Below are 20,501 nucleotides of genomic sequence, written 5' to 3'. Positions count from 1 at the left end.
AACCCGGTAGGCAGTTCTTATTAGAACTACTTACCGGGAATTGTTATTATTTTTTGCGCTTCGTCAATCTTCCAAGCAGGAATGCACCTGCTGCAAGGCCGATGGCAGTATTTGTTTTCTTATTAAACACTTGCTTCACAACAAGGTTTAGGTTTTGCGGACGCTCAGCCAATCTACGCATGAAATAGCCGTACCAGTCTTGGCCAAATGGAACGTACGTACAGAAATTGTACCCTTCTCTCGCAAGTTCCAACTGCATGTCGCGACGGAAGCCGTATAGCATTTGGAATTCAAATTTGTCGTTTGATATATTATGTTCTTTCACGAATTGCTTTACATGGTTAATAACATTGTGATCATGAGTAGCAATAGATGTAAATTTCCCGTTTAATAAATGCCATTCAATCAATTTGACATAGTTTTTATCGATATCGGATTTATCCTGGTATGCATACTCAGCAGGTTCCTTGTAAGCTCCTTTAACAATTCGGAGGCGGAAGTCCTTATGCTTGTGTAAATCCTCTTCTGCACGGAAGAAATATGCTTGGATAACCGTTCCTATGTTGTCATAATCCTTTGACAGCTCGTCAAGCAGATCGTAGGACGGTTGGAGACGGGCATAATCCTCCATATCGAAGTTGACAAAAATGCCATAAGAATGAGCTTTCGAAACGATTTCACGCAAGTTGTCCTTACAGAAATCATAATCGATATCCAAGCCCAATTGAGAAGGCTTTAAAGAAACATGTGCATCGACTCCGTTATCATGGATCGCTTCAATGACTTCCAGGATCTGATTTTTCGCAGCAGTCGCTTCCTCTTTTTCAAAGACGAATTCTCCAAGATTGTCGACTGTGCAAGAAATGCCATGCTTGTTCAATTCTTTGATGCTTGCAATCGTCTCGGCAATATTTGTTCCTGCCACTACATTTTGCGCGCCCATACGCAAACCATATTTCTTCGCTGCGCTATTAAGGAATTGGTTTTGAGATAGGCCGATAAAAAAGTCTTTAAGTAACATATGCATAGCTCCTCGATCAAAAGTTTTCGTTCCATAATGATTATACCACAAGCATGATTGTTCATTACAATAAAAGTCCGGCTTCCAGCATGTAATAAATGTTTATTTGCCTGGATCATCTAATCGGGTCGTAAATTGATCGACAATCTTCGTCAATTCTTCCGCGATTCCTTTTGTTTCATCCGAACGGCTCGCTACTTCCATAATTGAGGCGGTCGTCTCTTCAGTAGCGGAGGAAATATTATTTGTCTTCTCTTCAATTTCATAAATCATCGTTTTCAGATGATCAATCAATCGGACGACTTGATTTGATTTATCTGCTTCAGTAGTCATGAGATTTGAAATAAGATTGACGTCTTTAACAGTCTCCATGACAGCAGTTGAAATTTCATGCAATGAATTAGCCGTCATTTGAACAGTACCTGTCCCAGTTTCGATTCGGCTCATGCTTGCATCAGTGGAGGAAACAACTTGATGAATGGTTGTTGTAATATCTGTTACCAATTTTTCAACTTCCGCTACTTCCCCATTCGACTGCTCGGCCAGTTTACGAACTTCTTCCGCCACGACTGCAAATCCTTTCCCATGTTCACCTGCCCTTGCAGCCTCAATGGACGCATTTAATGCCAGCAGATTCGTTTGGGATGCAATTGTTGCGATCGATGTAGTGATTGCCTGAATCCTTTTTGCCGACTCGATCAACGCCTGGATCGTTTGATTTGTTTCCTCAGAAGAGGCTTTGATCTCCGTCATATCTTTGCTTATCTCTTTAGCGCGTCCTTCGCCCTCTTGAGCCATAGACATTGTCACATTGGAATTCTCAACAGTTATATCCGCTTTATTCTTCGTATTCTGCAAGCTGTCAGCCAGCGAATTCAAAATGGAAGAAGCATGTTCTGCGTGCCTGGATCCATCCGTCACCCCTTCAGCAACGTCCCCCATATTATGTGCAACCATTTGAATCGCTTCCTCCATTTCTCTTAACGCACGCGATGTGTTCACCGCATTCGACATCAAACGGTCAGAAGTTGATTTCATTGTGTCGATCATCCCACGTAAATTGGTCGTCATCTGATTTAATGTCCGGCTCAAGTCCCCTACTTCATCTCGACTGTTAAAGGGCAGATCTGCAATAGCTAAATTGCCGGAAGCAACTTCCTTTGCATGTTCAATCATCGAGGAAATCGGACGGGTTTTGCGCCGTAGAAGATAAATGGTTACGACCGCAGCGATCAACATTGGAATTAAGCTGATAAAAATTCCATTTCTCACAACCTCCCATGTACGATCGCCGACAATGCTTGCATCAAAGTCAATAACAGAGATAGCGATAACTTCCTTCGAAGGGTCGTGGTCCTTATAAATTGGCGCATAACCCGACAAGCGTTTCATCCCGCCAAACGTATATGGTTTTGAGTATGTTGGATGTTTCATTTCTACGAGCATGGCTACCGCTTTTTCATCCATCATGAATTGATCGCCTGCTTGGAAACCATCTGCTTTTAAATTGTCATCTAGAGCGATAATTTTACCATTTAAATCCAGTATGTATTGTGCATGAAAAATAGTCTTATGTTCTGTTGTCCAATTGAGCGTTTTGCCGACCTTATCAATTGTTGAGGCATCTCCAGTGAGCGCCTTGTCTATATCTTTGGAGAAGATTAAACCGGTCGTAATGTTAGCGCAGCCATATGCTTCAATGCCTGCTGCATCATAAAGCTTTTCATAGGCGGTCTTATAAGTGGCTACCGAAGTGATGGCCAACATGGCAATCAGTATGCCAACAATAATGACCCCTAGTTGGAATGTCAGTGTCTGCTTAATCTTCATGGGGTAGTTCGCTCCTCTATTCAATTGTAAATTATTTCTTCGTACATAGTCTATATTACTTCAAAACTAGTTATGAAAAAAGTACTTTAGCATACTAAATCTTAAATTATAGTGAACATATTTCTCCCTACAATTTGTCTTTTCTCTTAAGTTCTGCTATAACGAATAGATACTGTATGCTTCGCAAAAGCAGGAGGAATGAATCATGGCAAAACAGACCATTTTTGATTTGATACATACTATCGAAAAAGTAACATATAAGATGATCGTCAATTGGAGGGAATCGTCAGATATCGACTTGGGGATTACACATATTCTTGTATTGCATGAACTCCATTCACGGGGAGAAAGCAGGCCTTCCGATCTAGCGAAAATACTGCATGTGACGCCCGCCTCTTTGACACACCTATCCACAAAACTAGTAAAAATGAACTTGATTACTCGTACAAAGGATGAGACAGATCGCCGCACGACTTATTGGACAATTACGAAACAAGGGACAGAGCTGCTTCAAAAAGCCCAGAACGACGGCCAAGAACTGCACACCCAGTTTTTCTCCCATCTGTCGCCCGAAGAACAGACGTCATTACTGCAAATCTATCAAAAGTTAGACAGAGCATTAGGAGAATGAAAAAGGATTAATAAAATCACGCTCGCTCGAGATCTCTCCTTGAAAATTTACGTGTCCAGCCAGATATTCTGAAAGTAAACGGACAAAAAGAGCGCCACAGCAGCTTTCATGGAAGTTAGCCAATTCTAACTCCCAGAAAACAAAGTTGCGCTCTTTGTCCTGCCTTACATGTGTACCATTGCTCTTTCATATCCTTGAAAACGGCTTTCAAGCTTTTTCCCGAGAGAGAACAGCACTTCCTCGTTTCCATTCTTACTAATCAACTGCAGTCCTATCGGCATCCCATCCGTATCTTTTCCAAGAGGGATCGTAAGGGATGGCAGCCCCCAGGTATTTGCAAAAGCGATATAAGGCAAATATTTCTTGAATGTTTTTCGGATTGAGAAGAGTTCTTTGTAAACAATTCCATGTTGCGGCGCAGCACAATGATACACCGGCAAGACGATAATTCGATTTTCCAAATACTCCTCCAATGCAGCATCCCCGCTTGCCAAGAATTCATGTATTTGTTGAATTCTTTTTGGAGATGGCCTGAATAAGGAGGCACCAAACAAGGCCCACGATAGATAGTGGTGTATTTCCCCTGTCCCGCGTGTCTTTTCAGTGAAGTAGGAACGGATTGGTGTGACTGGTGCGTCCCCATAAGCTTCTCTAGCATTGCTCAGGCCACCATCAATAGACATGATTTCCTGCCAAATCTGGGCGGCTTCATCAAAAAACGGAATGGATTCACGTTCGGCTGTCATCTCTTCCTGTAAAGAAAGGTAAACCTCGTTCAACAGCCGCGTTGTGTTCGCAGAAAGCGGATAATCCGTCGTCCTGAAAACAGTAACGGTAAAACGTTTTAGTTCTTTTGCCAACGGCGATTCATAAGCAATAATGTCATAAAGGAGTTCGGCATCCCTGACCGATTTTGCTATTGGTCCAATTCCGAGCATCCTTTGTTGCAATGAATCTTCCACAAATGGATAGCTGCCCTTTTGGGATACTTTACCCTTTCCGGATTTGAACCCGACTACACCATTGAAGTGGCTTGGAAATCGTATGGAGCCGCCGATATCTGAACCTATTCCGATTGCTGCTCCGCCAGCTGCAATCATCGCTCCTTCCCCGCCGCTTGATCCGCCGGCCGTTCGGGTTACATCATGAGGATTGTTCGTTCTTCCATACAATTTATTATCAGTTTCCTGGCAAAAACAAAGTTCCGGCGTGTTCGTTTTTCCAAGGATGATGGCTCCTTCTGCCTTTAACCTTTCCACGACTTCGGCATCTTCATATTGAATAAATCCCTTGCGGCGAAGTAATCCACCAGTCGTTGCCATTCCCTCTACATCAAAGGATTCCTTTACACTAATCGGGACTCCAAACAATCGCCCTTTCCCTTTTCCTTCTTCTCTGGCAATGTCTGCTTGAATCGCTTCTTCACGGGCAGCTGCAAATCGTTCTTCTACTAAACAATTTACTATTGGATTTACTTTTTCTATTCGTTGAATATACTGTTCCACTGCATCGGACGAACTCACTTGTCCACTCTCCAGTAATTTCAAGAGGTCATGAACGTCCAAATCAAGCAACGACATTGCACCAAGGTCTTCTTTGGCTTTAATCATCATTTGCACCTTCTCTCTCAGCTATCTAGTTCTTTTCATTATACATGAATTCCACTACTATAGTTATGAAGATTCTAATACTTATGTAATATCACTCTACGGTATTACTATGCTATACATAGGGTCGATATTCAGTAAACTTGGGCTATTGTGGCATAAAAAAAGTCCCTGTACATTTACAGGAACTTCTTTCCACCAATTATTTCAATAAAATATCCCCCATAAAATGACAATAAGTATAATGAGAAGCGAGGCCCCAAATGCCAACCATTGTCCACGACCATCCGGTCTATACCAACCCATGTGTGCCACTCCTTTTCATAACTAGATTCTTATGTAAATTGTTCCCTTCCCCTTTTAAATATAAACGTAAGGACTTGGGTTCAAGATAATGTGTTCAAGAAGGAAGGATTATAATGTATCTACTAATTTGCAATCGAAACGCCGGCAATTCCACTGCCCATCAAAAACTCGAAGTAGTTAAGCGGGAACTGGACCGGCGAAAAATATCATATCAGGCTCTAATCAGTGATTCCGCAAAAGCAACAGCTATGTATTTACATCAGTATGTCGATTCTTGCAAAGCAGTGGTCATTATCGGCGGGGATGGTACGTTACATTCTGCCCTGCAAATATGCTTGCCGTCTCAAGTGCCCATCGCCTTCCTGCCTTCAGGCTCCGGGAATGATTCTGCCCGCAATCTGGGCATTACAGAAGATCCGCTTCTCTTTGTTAAGAAGCTGCTTCTGCATAACGAAGTACGACTCGATGCCCTTTCTGTGAATGGGATATATGGTCTTACCGTCGCAGGCTTCGGGCTGGATGCTTCTATCGGAGAACGAGCCGAAACTGCCAACTATAAAACATTTTTCAATAAAATCGGTTTGGGGAAATTTACGTATATAGTAGCCGCCGTTCTCGATCTCGTGACATTTCAACCATATACGAGCAAGTTGGTTGTAGACGAGAAGACATACGAATTTCCTGTGACCTGGCTCATTTCCTGCGGCAACATGAAATATTACGGAGGGGGGCTTGAGATTTGCCCAAAGGCTAATCCATTGGATGGCAAGATGAATCTCACCGTTTTGCACGGCGTTTCCAGGTGGCGGATTCTTCTTTCCCTCTTCCCAGCTTTGCTGAAGGGTGGGACAATTGAAGCAAAAGAAGTAATGTATGCATCTGGCCAGGTGGTTCAGATCATTGCAAATCGAAATCTGCCAATCGTTGTAGACGGGGAAATCTACTGTGAATCAGAAGCCACCATCCAAATTGTACCGTCCATAATAAGTTTTTTGACTACATAATTTCTCATTTTAATAAAGAAAACGCTTACAAATTTATCGGAAAGTTTTGTATGTGTCGATTCGTTGAAATTAATGAACAATTAGGATATTTCGTATGTCATTTCTGTTGAAATCATGTTACTATTAGAAAATATTTATGAAGATGCGGAGGAATACAGAAATGACTATGGTAGAACAAAACGAAAAGAAGCTAGTCTTCGTGGAAGATATTTTGATTGCCAATCAACTTTTGAAAGATGTCGTCGTCCATACCCCTCTCCAAAAGAACGAACGGCTTTCCGAAAAATACGATTGCCATGTCTACATCAAGAGAGAAGATTTGCAACATGTCCGCTCCTTCAAATTGCGTGGCGCCTATTATAAGATCAAACGAATTGAAGAAGAAGCCCGCGAAAAAGGAATCGTCTGCGCAAGTGCAGGCAATCATGCACAAGGGGTAGCGTACGCCTGTGCTCATCTGCAAATTCATGGCAAGATTTACATGCCGCAAACAACCCCAAAACAAAAAATCAACCAAGTGCGGATGTTCGGCCGAAATTACGTAGACATTATTTTAATCGGAGATACTTTCGACGATTCCTCTGAAAAAGCAAATGAATGCGCGCTCGCCGAAGATCGAATTTTCATCCATCCATTCGATGACGAGGATATCATCGCCGGCCAAGGGACGGTAGCAGTAGAACTGATGAACGATATTGAGGAACCGCTGGACTTCGTTTTTGCCAGCATTGGCGGAGGCGGACTTATGTCGGGGTTAAGCACTTATATCAAAAATCTTTCTCCACATACGAAAATGATCGGTGCGGAACCGGACGGAGCCGCCAGTATGAAAACAGCAATGGAGAAGAACGAAGTGACCACACTTGATACGATTGACAAATTTGTCGATGGTGCAGCTGTAAAATGTGTCGGCCATAAGACATTTGAGATATGCAACAGATATGTCGAAGATATCATCCGGGTGCCTGAAGGAAAAGTGTGCACATCCATCCTTGAATTGTACAATGAGCATGCCATTATTGCTGAGCCTGCTGGCGCATTGCCAATTGCCGCATTAGATTTTTATAAGGATCAAATCAAAGGCAAATCTGTTGTATGTGTAATCAGCGGCGGTAACAATGACATTGGACGGATGCAAGAAATTAAGGAAAAGTCATTAATTCATGAAGGGCTGCTGTATTATTTTATTATCAACTTTCCTCAGCGCGCTGGTGCTTTAAGGCAGTTTCTTGATAAAGTGCTTGGTCCCGATGATGATATTACAACATTTGAATATACGAAGAAAAACAATAAAGAGAACGGTCCCGGACTTGTTGGAATCGAAGTGAAGCGGAAAGAAGATTATCCAGGTCTGCTGGATCGGATGCAGGAAAATGGTTTTCCGTTTAAAGAAGTGAACAAGGACAGTACATTATTTGAACTATTAATATGAGAAAGAGCCTTGCGAAAAATCGCAAGGCTTTTTTAAGTTAGTTTGCAGATGTAGCAATCACAGTCGCAATCTTATCAATCAATGGAATTGTGCTAGATTTTTGATCTTGTGTCAAAATGCTGAAGATCAGGGTTTCTCCGTCTTTTGTTTCTGCATATCCCGCCAGACTGTTAACCCGATTCAAGCTACCCGTTTTGGCAATTACTTTTCCTTTGACCAATGGTGAAGTCAACCGATTGCGCAAAGTTCCTCCGATAAATCGATCATTTGCCCCTGCTACTGGAAGCCCCTGAACGTAAGTCGAATACCAGGGTGCCGAACGGACAAGAAATAAAAGCTCTGTCATTTGCGCAGACGTCACTTTATTGGAATGTGACATGCCGGACGCATCCTCGAATCGCCATTCCGAGCTATTAAGCCCAATAGAATCAGCAAATTCGCGCATGACGCGTAACCCTGCATTCCAACTGCCTTCTCCGTATTTTTGACGACCCATCGTCTTTGCCAGGATTTCAGCATGTGTATTGTTACTCAACTTCATGAATGGTTTCATCAAATCTTTGAGCGGCATGGAAGTTTTGACCGCAAGCACTTGTCCATCTGCAGGCGCTATTCCTCGACGCACCACTGATTTCGGAGAGAATTTAATGCCTTTGCTTGCCAAAGACTTTTTAAACACATCCAATGTATAAGCAGTCGGATTGGAAAGGGTCACCCATTCTTTTTTGCCAGAACTGCCGACGGGCACATTACCTGAGATAATAATGTTGTTTGTACCGCTTTGCCGTTTAATGGACAGTGTATTTTTCGAACCTTTCGGAACCGTATTGGTACGGTTTATCACTTTGACAATCCCAGTTTCTGGTGTCATTTTTACTTTAGCTTTATATCCTTTTTGGGTCGGGACAGCTTCGACAATGACAGTTCCCGCATCGTAATCTTTATTCGGAGAAAGCGTCAAGCCGGTAATTTGAGCCGCATAGTAACGGGATTCGTCACTCTTGTCAATGCTCGGGGAGAGTCTGACATCATCAAACCAATAGTCATCTCCTACAAGATTCCCGGTGATTTTTGTGACCCCTTGCTTTTTTAGCTGGGACGCAAACTGATCCAGATCTTGTTTTAACAACGTTGGGTCTCCCTGCCCACGTACGTACAGATTTCCCTGCAGAACGCCTTTTGAAATCGTCCCATCCGTCAACACTTCTGTCGTGAATTGGTACTCTTCACCAAGTGTATCCAGAGCTGCGGCAGAAGTTAGTAATTTAAGCGTAGAAGCTGGCGTGATCTTTTTATCAGCATCCGATTGATAGATAATTTCACCTGTTGATGCTTTTCTAATGGTCACACTACTATTGATCGCCTTCATGCGGCTATCCGACATAATCAGGTTAATCGACCGCTCTAAATTTGGATACGCGCTGGCGGCGTGTACTTCGGATGCCTCTGTTATCGGCGTGAACACAACGCCAATTGCTAGAAACATAGATAAGATGACAACTAGTACTCTACGTTGCAACTTCATTTCCCCTTTCTCAATTGTCATTCCTTTACAGTTTACCATGTTATCATTTATTGAGAAATAGATTCGTAGAACTTTTTTCATAATAAAACTAATTCTTATGCTCTAGGAAAATGAATAAATAAAGGATACATTCGACAAGAAAATGTATTCTTTGGCAATAAAACAATAAAAAAGACGACATTTCACAGAAAGGAAATGCCGTCTTTTATCATTTTTTATTTCTTTACGAGTTCTAATAGCAAGTCACAAACCAACTGATATATATTTTATTTCCAAGTACTCTTCGATGCCGAAATGGCTGCCCTCTCGGCCGATGCCACTCTGCTTAAATCCACCGAATGGAGCTTGTGGCGTGGATGGGAGGCCGTCATTCAGACCAACGACTCCGTATTCCAATTGTTCGCAAATGCGAATTCCATTTGTCAGGTTTTCAGTAATGACATAGGCAGCTAGCCCATAGTCGGAATCATTTGCCCTGCGGATTGCTTCCTCTTCCGATTGGAAAGTAACTATTGGCATCACAGGGCCGAATGTCTCCTCATGCATGCACAACATGTCATCGGTCACTCCGGATAATAGGGTCGGCTCAAAGAATAATCCGTCCTTTACAGACCCTCCTGCTTCTACCTTAGCACCTTTTGCTTTGGCATCGTCCACATGAGCTTGTACTTTCGCAACAGCCGCTTGATCGATAAGCGGACCAATCGTGATACCCTCTTCTAACCCGTTCCCTACTTTAAGCTCTTGTACTTTTTGAACGAGACGGGCCGTGAACTCTTCTACGATCGACTCTTGGACATATACCCGGTTGGCGCAGACGCAAGTTTGGCCGGCGTTTCTAAATTTAGTCGCCATGACACCGTCCACCGCTTTTTCGATCTGGCAATCATCCATGACGATCACTGGGGCATGGCCACCGAGTTCCAAGGAGATTTTCTTGACGGTATCCGCTGCTCCCCTCATAAGCAATTTTCCAACTTCTGTAGAACCTGTAAATGTCAATTTTGTGACGCGTTTATCTTGCTGCCACGCTTTGCCGATTGCGCTTGCATCTCCTGTCACTACATTGATTACGCCTTTTGGAATCCCTGCGTCCAGTGCGAGCTGGGCTAGTTTGATTGCGGTTAGCGGTGTTTGTTCTGCCGGTTTTATCACTACAGTACATCCTGCCGCCAGGGCTGGCGCTACTTTTCTAGTGATCATGGCAGCCGGAAAATTCCAAGGTGTAATGACAGCTGCCACTCCAACCGGTTGTTTATGCACAAAAATGCGCTTGTTCGGGCTGGAGGATGGGATTGTTTCCCCGTATATCCGTTTTGCCTCTTCTGCATACCAAGAAATGAACCCATTGGCATAAGCGATTTCTCCCCGTGCTTCCGCAAGCGGCTTTCCCTGCTCCTCCGTCATTGTCATGGCCAGATCGTCCGTAAACTGTTGGATTAAGAAATACCATCGCTGCAGTAGTTCACTCCGTTCATAGGCTGTTAATATGGACCATTGTTTAAATGCCGCGTGCGCTGCATCCACAGCAAGCTCCGCTTCTTTCTCACCGCCACGTGGGACTGTTGCAATTATTTCACCAGTAGCCGGGTTTTCCACTTCGATTACCGGCAAGGTTAATCCAGTTTTTTCTCCATTTATAATCATAGGATAGGTTTCCATTTAGACTCCTCCTTTACATGCTTTCTATTTTCTACTTTATCATTGTTACTTTCCCTATTCCTACTATCGTATACCCTTTTTAACCACAAATAATGAAAGTCATGCGTAAGGACCTATTGTTTCCCATAATCAATGCTTTCTTCGGCGAAACACGCAAACCGTATGCTACACTTAGTTTATCCCGCTAGTGTGTAACAGTGCATTAGCCCGATGGACGCACCTTATGGACGTCATCATCTTAACTATGAATGAGAAAGAAGGCAGTAAAATGGAAAGAAACGATGTCAAACTAACAACACTTACAACAAAAGGGGGATGCGGCTGCAAAATAGGTCCAGCAGATTTATCTCAGGTGCTTCGCACACTTCCTCCTGCACCATATGACGAGAATCTACTCGTCGGTTTGGATACAAGCGACGATGCAGGTGTGTATAAGCTGACAGACGATCTAGCAATTGTCCAGACGCTTGATTTTTTCACACCAATTGTCGATGATCCATATGATTTCGGTCAAATTGCGGCTACTAATGCCATCAGCGATGTCTATGCGATGGGAGGAAAACCGCTAACCGCCTTAAATATTGTGGCCTTCCCTATTTCCAAACTGGACAAAGAAATACTGACGGACATCTTAAGAGGCGCGGCCGATAAATTGAAAGAGGCCGGAGTTACACTAGTAGGTGGGCATTCTATCGATGACCAAGAACCGAAATTTGGATTAGCTGTAACAGGAACTGTCCATCCTAAGCATGTAAAAAGCAATGCCGGGGCACAGCCCGGTGATCAATTAATCCTAACAAAACCGATTGGTGTCGGAATTTACACAACATCTTTGAAGCACGGAGCCCTGAGCGAAGAGGAAGTAAAACAAGTGACATCCGTCATGACTACCTTGAATAAAACTGCTGCTGAAGTTATGGCACCATATGAAGTTCATGCTGCTACGGATGTGACAGGGTTTGGATTATTAGGACACGCAACGGAGATGGCTAAAGCGAGCGATGTTGGGATTCGAATCTTCTCAGCACAAGTGCCGGTTCTCCCTCGGACACGTGAACTTGCGGAGGCTGGAAGGATTCCTGGAGGTACAAAAAACAATTTGGCTCATGTGGAAGCGGATATCGCATTTGCAGAAACACTTGATCCAATTGACCGGTATATTTTATGTGATGCGGTGACATCAGGCGGACTGCTTATTTCAGTGCAGACCGAAAAAGCGAATGATTTGTTGCAAGACTTACGAAACCAAGGGGTCGATGCCCATATTATCGGAGAGATTACTGCGGAGAATCGGAAGAAGATAGAAGTCATCTAAGGTTATGCGAAGTGAAAGGTGAACAATAATGATACGAGATATTTCGTTAGAAGATTTAATGGAAATGCAACAACATGAGCGAATAACGACCGTCGATGTTCGCTCTCCGAAAGAGTACGAAGAAGCAACAATCCCTGGAAGCCTAAACATTCCTGTTTTTAACGACGAGGAACGTGCTGAAATTGGCACGCTTTATAAACAAGTGAGCCCTGAAGCAGCAAAAGAGCGCGGATTGGAAATATTTTCACAAAAACTCCCTTCTTTTATTAAAGCATTTAAAGAAATCGACGGGCCCACAACAGTATTCTGCTGGCGAGGCGGCATGCGAAGTAAAACGGCTGCTACTGTTTTGGAATTGATGGGCATCCATGTGAACCGGCTGAGCGGAGGGATTCGTACCTACCGCCAATGGATTGTAAAAGAACTAGAGAAAGAGGATTTTCCGCCCGAATTCATCGTTCTCGACGGCTATACAGGCACCGGCAAAACAACGATACTCCGACAGCTGGATAAACAAGGACTGCCGATTCTCGACATCGAACAACTGGCGGGACACCGCGGCTCCATTTTTGGCCAAATCGGACTGCAGCCGAACAATCAAAAGAAATTCGACTCACTCCTCGTTCATGAAATGAAAAAGCTAAGGGACAAACGCTTTGTCTTAATAGAAGGAGAAAGTAAACGGATTGGAAAAGTGCTTCTCCCTCCTTTCCTGTTCAACAAAAAAGAAAACGGCCGGCATGTCATCATCCACTTGCCGATTGAACAGCGGGTGCAGAACATTTTAGACGATTACGAGCCTTGGAACTCACCGGACCAGTTTCTCGATGCTTTCCAATTGATCAAGAAAAGAGTCAAGCCGGCTCTAGCGGTCGAGATCGAAGCTCATTTAGCGAATGAGGAATTTAAAAAAGCGGTTGAACTGTTGCTGCTGAATTACTATGATCCTCGCTATGAGCATTCTGCATTTACAAAACCAGGCGAAGCGATCGTTGTACATGCTGCCGACACAGAGGAGGCACTTACAAAAGTGGCAGAAATCTATGAATCGGCAATCGCTTCGGTCACTAGATAAACATCAGATTCCCTTTCAAGATGATTCATGTTTCCAACCAAACCATAAAAAGAGCGCAATTTCGTTACTCCCCTAACGAAATTGCGCTTTCTTTTGTATTATTAATTGTTTAAATCCGATCGGCTCTTCGGTTTTTCCATATGAGAAATTGTTCAATGACGACTGCTGTTATGGTGCCCGTAATCAACCCATTGGATAGAATGGCGGCAACAAGCCCTGGAAGTTTCGCAAAGCTGTCACTTGGAACGAACATCAGTCCAACACCAAGCATCAGACCGATCGCTACCACTTTATAGGCTTGTTGCTGATGTGGATCGGCCGAGAGTTCATGGAATGCCATTTCTACCATTTTTGAAAAGATGGCGAAGGTTACCGCATAAGCAACCGGTGCAGGCAATGCTGCGAACGTTGCCATTACGGCAGGAAACAAGGTCATCACAACGATAATTCCACTGCCAATAATAAAAGGTTTTAATGAGGCCATCCGAGTCGCTCCGACGAAACCTGCTGAACCGGATATCGGCACGGGGCCAATAGCTGAAAACAAACCAGCCAGCATATGATTGATGCCTGATGCAATCGAACCTTGCCTCACACGATCCTTCGTTTCAATCGAAAACGACTGCTTTAAAAGGTTTTCCATTACCCGTATGGAAGCCATCATGTTTGCAATCAATAACAATGTTATGAAAAGTGCAGTTACTGCCATTCCGCCATCCCACACAGGCTTCCCATATACAAGAATGTCAGGAAAGTCGATCACTTTTTCGGAAAGCGCTGAAATAGCCGGGGCTTTCCCAATAGCTAAAAATAGCAGCCAACCAATTAAAATCGCAAGCAAAACAGAATAGCGGGAAATCCAGCCCACTTTGTGATTCATCATGATAAACATAAGGATGACTATGATGATACTGCCACATACGACCCGGATATCAATTGCATCTCCTGCGTTTTCGATACCTAGCATCCCCTTGACAAATGTCCCGCTTAACTGCAAGATCAGCAGCATTAAATAAGTAAAGGTGACTGCCGGGGTAAACAGTTTTTTCATCTTGCCGACTAGTCCTAAGACCGCAAGCAGAATGAATAATACGCCACTATAAATCATCCCGCTCTGCAACGTCTGCAATGCATCTTCCTTTGTTGCATACAACACGCCGACCATCCCTGCATAGACGACAAAAATCCCCCACCATAAGCCGGCCGGTCCTTCATTAATCGGCATCCGATGGCCAACGACAGCTTGTACAATACAAGCCAAGCCCAGGACAAACATAGTTCTTTGGATGAAAAGGGCTGTCTCCGCCGCATCCATTCCGAAGACATGACCAATCGCAATAGGTGCTGCGATCGATGAGGCAATCAGAAAGACGGCCCATTGTAATCCGCCTGCTATATGTTTCATTCCATCACCTCATTCCGTACTAACTAATAATTCCGTTTTACAGTATACCACGTTCTTTGCCAATCATTGATTACAACAATTTTTCAATATAATCCATGCTATTTATTCCTCTACAAGCAAAAAAGTTGCCCCTGTCTCTTTTGAAAGACGAAAGGGCAACCCATCTTTTAGTTCTCTTGAATAAATGGAACAACCGCTTCCATTAAACCTTTTGCTAATGGCAAATCAGGATTCGTGTAGGTCGCGATGTTTTCTTCCCGGTTTTCTGATGAATCTTTTAATACATGGTTCATATTCGGCACGATAACCATCTTAGACTCTGGTTTTGCTTGATGTAAGGCTTCCGCGTCTGCGGGAACAACTTGCAAATCACGGTCACCATTGATGACGAGTACTGGAATAGAAAGCTGTTTCAACGAATCAACTGGGTCATAAGCCATCATCGACATCATATATGGTTGGACTGATGGCCTGAATACCGCATTTAATTCTTGAGGAACATCCTTCACCGCATGGCCCGCTTTCAATTGATCTAAAATATCAAACGCCTGCTGTTGCAATTCATCCGGCAATGCTTCTTTCAACTGCTCTTTCAACACGGCGTCCATCGGCCTTCCTATGCCAGCCAAGGAGACGAATAGATCGGCATCTGCTTTCTTAGCAGCCACCATGCCGACCAGAGAACCTTCACTATGGCCGATGATGCCGACTTTATTAAAACGGCTATCTTTTTTCGCCCAATCAGCGAAAGCTGTAGCATCCTCAATAAAATCATCCAAACGAATGTCCTCTTCTTTTGTCACGAGTGAACGATTATCCCCGATACCGCGTTTATCAAAACGAATAGAGGCAATGCCTTGATCTGCTAATGATTGGGCTACCATTTTAAGACTGTCGTTGTTCCCTGCCATCACCTCGGAATTACCGTCTTTGTCAGTTGGTCCAGAACCGGCAATGATGATCATGACGGGAAATGGCCCTTCCCCTATTGGTTCAACTAGCAAGGCTGACATTGTCCCACCTTTCACATCCACATCAATCCGCTGGCCAAGTTCTGGTCCTCGAAGCTTCAATTGGAAAGGGAACTCTTGCCCGGCCTGCGTAAATGTTCCGGCAAATCCAGCTTCGTCTTGTACGCCCTGGAACTCCATTTTTTGCCCCTGCAAGGTCATCTCCATCGTTAACTCAGAATCCTTACGCTCTACTTTTGATAACTTGTAATCATATAAACCTTGTGCAGGAATGCTGATTTGCCCACCTGTTCCATCTATGGTTATAGTAATCGGCAACGTTTGGCCAGCTACATCAATCGCCCCGTCCCAGATCCCTTCAATTTCACTCAAATCGCCATCTCCCTCCTTTAGCTTTTCCGTTCCTTTTTCATTTCCGCATGCAGTCAATGCCACCAAGGCAAAAGCGACCAGCAGGAATGCCAAATATCTTCTTCTCATTCATACCACCTCTTTTGTTATATATTAAGTATAACAAGATGAAATGATATTGCCAAATAAAAATAGAGAATTCTCCACTATCGAATTCTCTATCCTATTCAAATTATGTTATTTGATGAAGAATCCGTCCGATTTCGACCATTCGCAATAGATGACATCATGCGGATCGGAAAAACCTTCTCGTGTCAATTCTTGACGAAGCCACAATTCAGTTTTTCCAATAGCATGCAAGACCTCCTGCTGAATTTGTCCTTCATCAATGAGCAGCACACTTGGAGAGTCTTCTCTTTTGTTTATATCCAAGTCCCCACAAGTAACAGGTTTATATTTCGCGTATTGATTTATTGAAATATCTCCGCCTGGTTCAAGAAAGAGATCTTTCACCTCTCGTAAGGAAAATATGCCTTGCTGCCGAAGCATTGTGCGCAACTGTTCCATCTCTAATTGATTTTTGTTCATTAAGTGCAAATTGATTTCACCATCAACAATGAGATGATCAGGCTCCCCTTTTAATAATGCTCGGACCTTATTGGATTTTGTCACAAGTTTTTCAATCACATAAATCGCTGCAACCCACACACCTAATGAGAAAAGAAATTGCCAAATTGAAATCTTTGGATTATATAAGGTCTCTTCCAAAATCCCGCCGAACATCAACAAATAGATCATGTCATAAGGAGTCATTTCAGCTAAATGTTTTTTTCCAAGCGCCCGAATGACAATCATGAAAGCAATTAAACCGGTAACTAGCTTCAATCCATTAATCACATAATCCATCAGAAAAACCTCCTATTCTTCCTTGTAAAATAGGTACCCATTTACAGCTTGCCTGACACCGGGATACCAAACTGTCACATAGTTCGACAAGCTTGTAATCATTGTGTAATGTTTCAGTTTTGTCATGCGGGGTATTTTATTGTCAGCTCGATAAACTTTTAATAAACCAGGAGGCGTATAGTTATGGTACAAAGACGTGTAGTTGGTTATTATAATACGGAAGCGGAAGCAGTTGCAGCAATCGAGGATTTAAAGCGACAAGGTTACAATTCTAATGATATTTCAATCATCAGCAAAAACGAGCAGCAAGTAGATTATATTGAGGAAGAGACAGGTACACACGCTGCTGACGGTGCCGCAACAGGCGCTGCGACAGGTGGAGTCCTTGGCGGTCTTGGCGGTGTCCTTGCCGGAATCGGAGCTCTCGCCATTCCAGGTGTCGGCCCGATCATCGCGGCTGGCCCGATTGTTGCCGGAATTACCGGAGCGGCAGCCGGCGCTGGTGTCGGCGGACTTGCCGGCGCATTAATTGGAATGGGCATTCCTGAAGACGAGGCAGAGAGATACAACCAGTATTTCGATGAAGGAAAAATCCTAGTTCTCGTTGATGGAGAATACACTGATTTTGATCACCGCGCTGAATATCCAGATCGCCCACTTGTATAAATAATATGAAAAAGGGTTCTCCATTTCCGGAGAACCCTTTTTCTTTTATTAATAGTATGGTGAGATTAAAATATAAACGAGGACGCCTGTGAAACTGACATAGAGCCATAAAGGCATAGTCCACCTTGCAATTTTCCGGTGCCTGTCGTGCTCACGGTTCCATGCACGGGTTACAGTTGTCAAGACGAGTGGAACGATGACAGCAGCCAGCACGATATGGGTAATGAGGACGAAATAGTAGATGCCCGCCAGAACCCCTTCCCCCCCATACGGTGTAGAAGGCGATAAGTAATGGAACGCTACATATGTAACAAGAAACAGAGAAGTAGTGACTAGCGCAGCGTTAATAAAACGCTGGTGGACGTTAATATTCCTTTTTTTGATTGCTACCAGTGCCGCCACTAGAAAGAGAAACGTAAACGAATTAAAAATCGCATTTAATAAAGGCAATATGGTTACATCAAAAGCTTGAAAATCCTCGACGCCCGGAAGACGGGACAAGAGACCGATCGCTCCGATTAAAACAACGGAGATGCCAATGATCAGCGGCTTATAATTGCGTTTTCTAAAGGATTCTCCTCCGGTATATGATTTCATTTCCTAACAACTCCTCGAGGTTTGTTCATTTCTGAAAAAATCAGCTAAATTCAGTTTATCATAGATTAACCACAGCGGAACGAATGTTCACAGGGATGTCATGATTCAGTTTATTTACTGAATATCAGACTGCTGTAAATTCCCGTAGTCTACGTGAATTCTCAAAGCTGGCAGAACAAGCTGTTCAGGGTCCTAAACGATCCGCTCAGTCAAAGGCATTACAGTTGAGTCTGCATTGATGTAATTGAATATTTCCGTCGGTATCAGTGGAGAAATTGGTCTCTATCGAAGAGAGTGTTCCTTCTGCCGTCAGTTTAGCAACCTTGTCTGTTTACCTTAAGGTGTTGCAGTCGCTCTTTAAAATAAAATAGCCCCCGAACCGTGAAGCTCGGGGGCTATTACAATTATAAAGGCAACAAACGGACGGTATCCTTGTTTTTCAGCCCTTCAATCATCTGAATCCATCTCTCTGGCTTATTTGATAAGACAGAGTAATAGTCAGTAAGGAAATCAACAATTAGAGTGGCTGGAATTTCATTTGATTCTTCTAGTGGCATGAAACAGAAATCTAGCCCTTCAACTGCTTCCCCATCATTTTTCCAGGAAGGATGCACATAGTCGAAGTCCAGGCGCTGGTATCCCAAATGGGAAAGCACTTCACGACGAACGTATGGATTCATCGCCATGATACCACCAAAATCAAAATCCTCTCGTTCGTAAGGATCATAGATTTCCGCAAACATGCCGAATAGTTCTTTGCCGTTTTCCTTCGCTAGGCGTTTCAAGTCTTCTTCCCGTTGCTTTGCAAGAAAGCGACCAATCCCTTTTCCAGAAGATCCGATAATCGTAAAATCAGTCATAGCAATATTCCAGTGTGGATAATAACGATATTCGGTAGCCCCGACGACTTCTCCCTCTTCGACTGCGACAAAGACACGGATGCCTGGATCTTCAAGTGGCTCTTTCCAAAGGTCAAATTCCAGCACTTCCTCTGGCGGAAAAACTTCACCTAGTAATGTATGCATTTTGGCGAACAACGGATCTTCTATCGACGTGATTCTAGTAAATTCCATTTTCAAGTATCCCCTTATTTTCAATCTATTGAGTAAAACGGATTTTTCCATTCCATTAAGAGCGCGTAATTTTGTGATTCATCATCTTCCAAGTAATTTTGCATAACACGCAGAGGCGTTCTGCCACATTTGAGCAAGAAGGTGAGAACCGGATCACGCAACGTTCCGTTCACTACTTGTTCTGTATATTCTTCTGGCGTCATTTGTTCGGCGTATTTTCCGTACCCCGGCATCCTACCGCCGCCTAGTAGTCTCTTCAGATTAAGCTTAACGACGAGCTGGTACATGGCCTGCATCATAATTTGGCCCAGTCCGGCTTTCCTAAAAGCGGGATGTATGCAAATATCCACTATATATAATGTATCTCCATTTGGATCATGGTTACGGATATAGCCATTGTCTGTTACCTGTTCCCACGTATGATCTGGATGATCACTATCAAAAGACAGTAAAAGGCTTGTAATGGATCCAACAATCCTGCCATTATATTCAACACAAACCGCTCCTTCTGGAAAACGGCTGACATGTTGCGCGAGCTGATCACGATTCCACCAAAGCTCCTCGGGAAATGGCGGAGGAAAACATTCGCTTTGCAAATGAATCATTGCATCTGAGTCTTGCATCGAATAATTCCGTACAACAACAGGGATAAAACTCCCCTCGACAGGGACTAAAATGTCACTGCGGTACATCGTTGCCAGCACCTCGCAATGCATTTGTCCCCCAATCGGTATACAGATCTGTCCGGCGATCACGCCATGTTGTGACGGATCCTTTTTCCCTTACTTCATATAACAAGGAAAGATCCAAGTCAGCTGTCACCAGCATATCATTATTTAATTCCCCTTCCGCCGCAAGACCTTTTGGAGGGAATGGAATGTCGTTTGGCGTGATGATGGCGGCCTGGCCAAAATTTGCACGCATTAAATCAACGGTCGGCAGGGAACCTACTGTTCCAGTCAGTACGACATAGACTTGGTTTTCGATAGCCCTTGCGTGACTTGTATAGCGCACCCGATGGAATCCATGCCTGTCATCTGTACAAGATGGACAGAAAATAACATCCGCACCTGCAGCCTTCACCATTCGGACGATTTCCGGGAATTCGATATCGTAGCAAGTAA

General features: G+C 43.6%; 18 protein-coding genes. 6 read left to right on the top strand and 12 right to left on the bottom strand.

Translation table 11 applies throughout. From position 1 onward, the window contains the following. Positions 1 to 46: 46 nt before the first annotated feature. Positions 47 to 1,021, bottom strand: coding sequence for a proline dehydrogenase family protein (locus tag NCCP2222_RS17605; RefSeq protein WP_248513695.1), 975 nt, complete (start codon positions 1,019 to 1,021; stop codon positions 47 to 49). A gap of 102 nt (positions 1,022 to 1,123) precedes the next feature. Then, positions 1,124 to 2,851 (bottom strand): methyl-accepting chemotaxis protein, encoded by a 1,728-nt coding sequence (locus NCCP2222_RS17600; RefSeq protein WP_248513694.1) that lies wholly within the window; start codon positions 2,849 to 2,851, stop codon positions 1,124 to 1,126. Positions 2,852 to 3,056: 205 nt separating this feature from the next. Here NCCP2222_RS17600 and NCCP2222_RS17595 point away from each other — a divergent pair, with 205 nt between their 5' ends. Further along, positions 3,057 to 3,482, top strand: coding sequence for a MarR family winged helix-turn-helix transcriptional regulator (locus NCCP2222_RS17595; RefSeq protein WP_248513693.1), 426 nt, complete (start codon positions 3,057 to 3,059; stop codon positions 3,480 to 3,482). A 164-nt stretch (positions 3,483 to 3,646) separates the two neighbouring features. Here NCCP2222_RS17595 and NCCP2222_RS17590 read toward each other — a convergent pair whose 3' ends face one another. After that, a complete protein-coding gene (locus NCCP2222_RS17590; protein ID WP_248513692.1) occupies positions 3,647 to 5,092 on the bottom strand; it encodes an amidase in 1,446 nt (481 codons plus the stop codon). A gap of 416 nt (positions 5,093 to 5,508) precedes the next feature. Between NCCP2222_RS17590 and NCCP2222_RS17585 the strand changes: the two genes are divergently transcribed. Continuing rightward, positions 5,509 to 6,399, top strand: a complete 891-nt coding sequence (locus NCCP2222_RS17585) for a diacylglycerol/lipid kinase family protein (RefSeq protein WP_248513691.1) — start codon at positions 5,509 to 5,511, stop codon at positions 6,397 to 6,399. 166 nt (positions 6,400 to 6,565) lie between these two features. Next, positions 6,566 to 7,831 carry a threonine ammonia-lyase IlvA gene (gene ilvA / locus NCCP2222_RS17580; protein ID WP_248513818.1) on the top strand — a complete coding sequence of 422 codons (1,266 nt, stop codon included), beginning with the start codon at positions 6,566 to 6,568 and terminating at the stop codon, positions 7,829 to 7,831. A gap of 37 nt (positions 7,832 to 7,868) precedes the next feature. Here the strand turns inward: ilvA and dacB are convergent, their stop codons facing one another. Together dacB and NCCP2222_RS17570 are read right to left on the bottom strand one after the other, a co-directional pair. Continuing rightward, positions 7,869 to 9,356 carry a D-alanyl-D-alanine carboxypeptidase/D-alanyl-D-alanine endopeptidase gene (dacB, locus tag NCCP2222_RS17575; protein ID WP_248513690.1) on the bottom strand — a complete coding sequence of 496 codons (1,488 nt, stop codon included), beginning with the start codon at positions 9,354 to 9,356 and terminating at the stop codon, positions 7,869 to 7,871. A gap of 243 nt (positions 9,357 to 9,599) precedes the next feature. After that, entirely contained in the window at positions 9,600 to 11,018 is a 1,419-nt protein-coding gene (locus NCCP2222_RS17570; RefSeq protein WP_248513689.1) for an NAD-dependent succinate-semialdehyde dehydrogenase, read from the bottom strand. A gap of 268 nt (positions 11,019 to 11,286) precedes the next feature. On the opposite strand from NCCP2222_RS17570, the gene selD reads away from it, so the two are divergent. After that, positions 11,287 to 12,333: a selenide, water dikinase SelD gene (gene selD / locus NCCP2222_RS17565; protein ID WP_248513688.1), complete on the top strand. Its 1,047-nt coding sequence runs from the start codon at positions 11,287 to 11,289 to the stop codon at positions 12,331 to 12,333. A gap of 28 nt (positions 12,334 to 12,361) precedes the next feature. Further along, the gene (gene mnmH / locus NCCP2222_RS17560) at positions 12,362 to 13,408 is read left to right on the top strand and encodes a tRNA 2-selenouridine(34) synthase MnmH (protein WP_248513687.1); all 1,047 of its coding nucleotides are present in this window, start codon (positions 12,362 to 12,364) and stop codon (positions 13,406 to 13,408) included. 109 nt (positions 13,409 to 13,517) lie between these two features. On the opposite strand, the gene NCCP2222_RS17555 is transcribed toward mnmH, so the two are convergent. From NCCP2222_RS17555 to NCCP2222_RS17545, 3 genes are all read right to left on the bottom strand, one after another. Beyond that, positions 13,518 to 14,813, bottom strand: coding sequence for a purine/pyrimidine permease (locus NCCP2222_RS17555; RefSeq protein WP_248513686.1), 1,296 nt, complete (start codon positions 14,811 to 14,813; stop codon positions 13,518 to 13,520). Between the two features lie 167 nt (positions 14,814 to 14,980). Further along, the gene (locus NCCP2222_RS17550) at positions 14,981 to 16,264 is read right to left on the bottom strand and encodes an alpha/beta hydrolase family protein (protein ID WP_248513685.1); all 1,284 of its coding nucleotides are present in this window, start codon (positions 16,262 to 16,264) and stop codon (positions 14,981 to 14,983) included. A 108-nt stretch (positions 16,265 to 16,372) separates the two neighbouring features. Further along, on the bottom strand, positions 16,373 to 17,041 hold the full coding sequence (locus NCCP2222_RS17545) for a DUF421 domain-containing protein (protein ID WP_248513684.1): 669 nt from the start codon (positions 17,039 to 17,041) through the stop codon (positions 16,373 to 16,375). A gap of 183 nt (positions 17,042 to 17,224) precedes the next feature. Between NCCP2222_RS17545 and NCCP2222_RS17540 the strand changes: the two genes are divergently transcribed. Next, positions 17,225 to 17,707, top strand: a complete 483-nt coding sequence (locus NCCP2222_RS17540) for a general stress protein (protein ID WP_248513683.1) — start codon at positions 17,225 to 17,227, stop codon at positions 17,705 to 17,707. 48 nt (positions 17,708 to 17,755) lie between these two features. Here the strand turns inward: NCCP2222_RS17540 and NCCP2222_RS17535 are convergent, their stop codons facing one another. From NCCP2222_RS17535 to NCCP2222_RS17520, 4 genes are all read right to left on the bottom strand, one after another. Then, positions 17,756 to 18,304: a DUF420 domain-containing protein gene (locus NCCP2222_RS17535; RefSeq protein ID WP_248513682.1), complete on the bottom strand. Its 549-nt coding sequence runs from the start codon at positions 18,302 to 18,304 to the stop codon at positions 17,756 to 17,758. Between the two features lie 404 nt (positions 18,305 to 18,708). After that, a complete protein-coding gene (locus NCCP2222_RS17530) occupies positions 18,709 to 19,377 on the bottom strand; it encodes a GNAT family N-acetyltransferase (protein WP_248513681.1) in 669 nt (222 codons plus the stop codon). Positions 19,378 to 19,397: 20 nt separating this feature from the next. Further along, the gene (locus NCCP2222_RS17525; RefSeq protein WP_248513680.1) at positions 19,398 to 20,069 is read right to left on the bottom strand and encodes a GNAT family N-acetyltransferase; all 672 of its coding nucleotides are present in this window, start codon (positions 20,067 to 20,069) and stop codon (positions 19,398 to 19,400) included. Beyond that, positions 20,056 to 20,501, bottom strand: a 446-nt coding sequence (locus NCCP2222_RS17520; protein ID WP_282570732.1) for a nitrilase-related carbon-nitrogen hydrolase, incomplete at its 5' end; no start/stop codon positions are given. The genes NCCP2222_RS17525 and NCCP2222_RS17520, both read right to left, overlap by 14 nt.

The organism is Sporosarcina sp. NCCP-2222 (genome assembly GCF_023168145.1).
Lineage (GTDB): Bacteria > Bacillota > Bacilli > Bacillales_A > Planococcaceae > Sporosarcina.
Note: the sequence above shows the minus strand (reverse complement) of the source record. Positions and strands in the feature narration are given on the sequence as shown.

Coding starts and splice junctions, on each gene's coding strand:
- NCCP2222_RS17605 (WP_248513695.1), bottom strand. CDS start 1,021: ATGTTACTTAAAGACTTTTTTATCGGCCTATCTCAAAACCAATTCCTT.
- selD (WP_248513688.1), top strand. CDS start 11,287: ATGGAAAGAAACGATGTCAAACTAACAACACTTACAACAAAAGGGGGA.
- NCCP2222_RS17525 (WP_248513680.1), bottom strand. CDS start 20,069: ATGTACCGCAGTGACATTTTAGTCCCTGTCGAGGGGAGTTTTATCCCT.
- NCCP2222_RS17540 (WP_248513683.1), top strand. CDS start 17,225: ATGGTACAAAGACGTGTAGTTGGTTATTATAATACGGAAGCGGAAGCA.
- NCCP2222_RS17535 (WP_248513682.1), bottom strand. CDS start 18,304: ATGAAATCATATACCGGAGGAGAATCCTTTAGAAAACGCAATTATAAG.
- NCCP2222_RS17585 (WP_248513691.1), top strand. CDS start 5,509: ATGTATCTACTAATTTGCAATCGAAACGCCGGCAATTCCACTGCCCAT.
- mnmH (WP_248513687.1), top strand. CDS start 12,362: ATGATACGAGATATTTCGTTAGAAGATTTAATGGAAATGCAACAACAT.
- NCCP2222_RS17550 (WP_248513685.1), bottom strand. CDS start 16,264: ATGAGAAGAAGATATTTGGCATTCCTGCTGGTCGCTTTTGCCTTGGTG.
- NCCP2222_RS17590 (WP_248513692.1), bottom strand. CDS start 5,092: ATGATTAAAGCCAAAGAAGACCTTGGTGCAATGTCGTTGCTTGATTTG.
- ilvA (WP_248513818.1), top strand. CDS start 6,566: ATGGTAGAACAAAACGAAAAGAAGCTAGTCTTCGTGGAAGATATTTTG.
- NCCP2222_RS17600 (WP_248513694.1), bottom strand. CDS start 2,851: ATGAAGATTAAGCAGACACTGACATTCCAACTAGGGGTCATTATTGTT.
- NCCP2222_RS17555 (WP_248513686.1), bottom strand. CDS start 14,813: ATGAAACATATAGCAGGCGGATTACAATGGGCCGTCTTTCTGATTGCC.
- NCCP2222_RS17595 (WP_248513693.1), top strand. CDS start 3,057: ATGGCAAAACAGACCATTTTTGATTTGATACATACTATCGAAAAAGTA.
- NCCP2222_RS17570 (WP_248513689.1), bottom strand. CDS start 11,018: ATGGAAACCTATCCTATGATTATAAATGGAGAAAAAACTGGATTAACC.
- NCCP2222_RS17530 (WP_248513681.1), bottom strand. CDS start 19,377: ATGGAATTTACTAGAATCACGTCGATAGAAGATCCGTTGTTCGCCAAA.
- NCCP2222_RS17545 (WP_248513684.1), bottom strand. CDS start 17,041: ATGGATTATGTGATTAATGGATTGAAGCTAGTTACCGGTTTAATTGCT.
- dacB (WP_248513690.1), bottom strand. CDS start 9,356: ATGAAGTTGCAACGTAGAGTACTAGTTGTCATCTTATCTATGTTTCTA.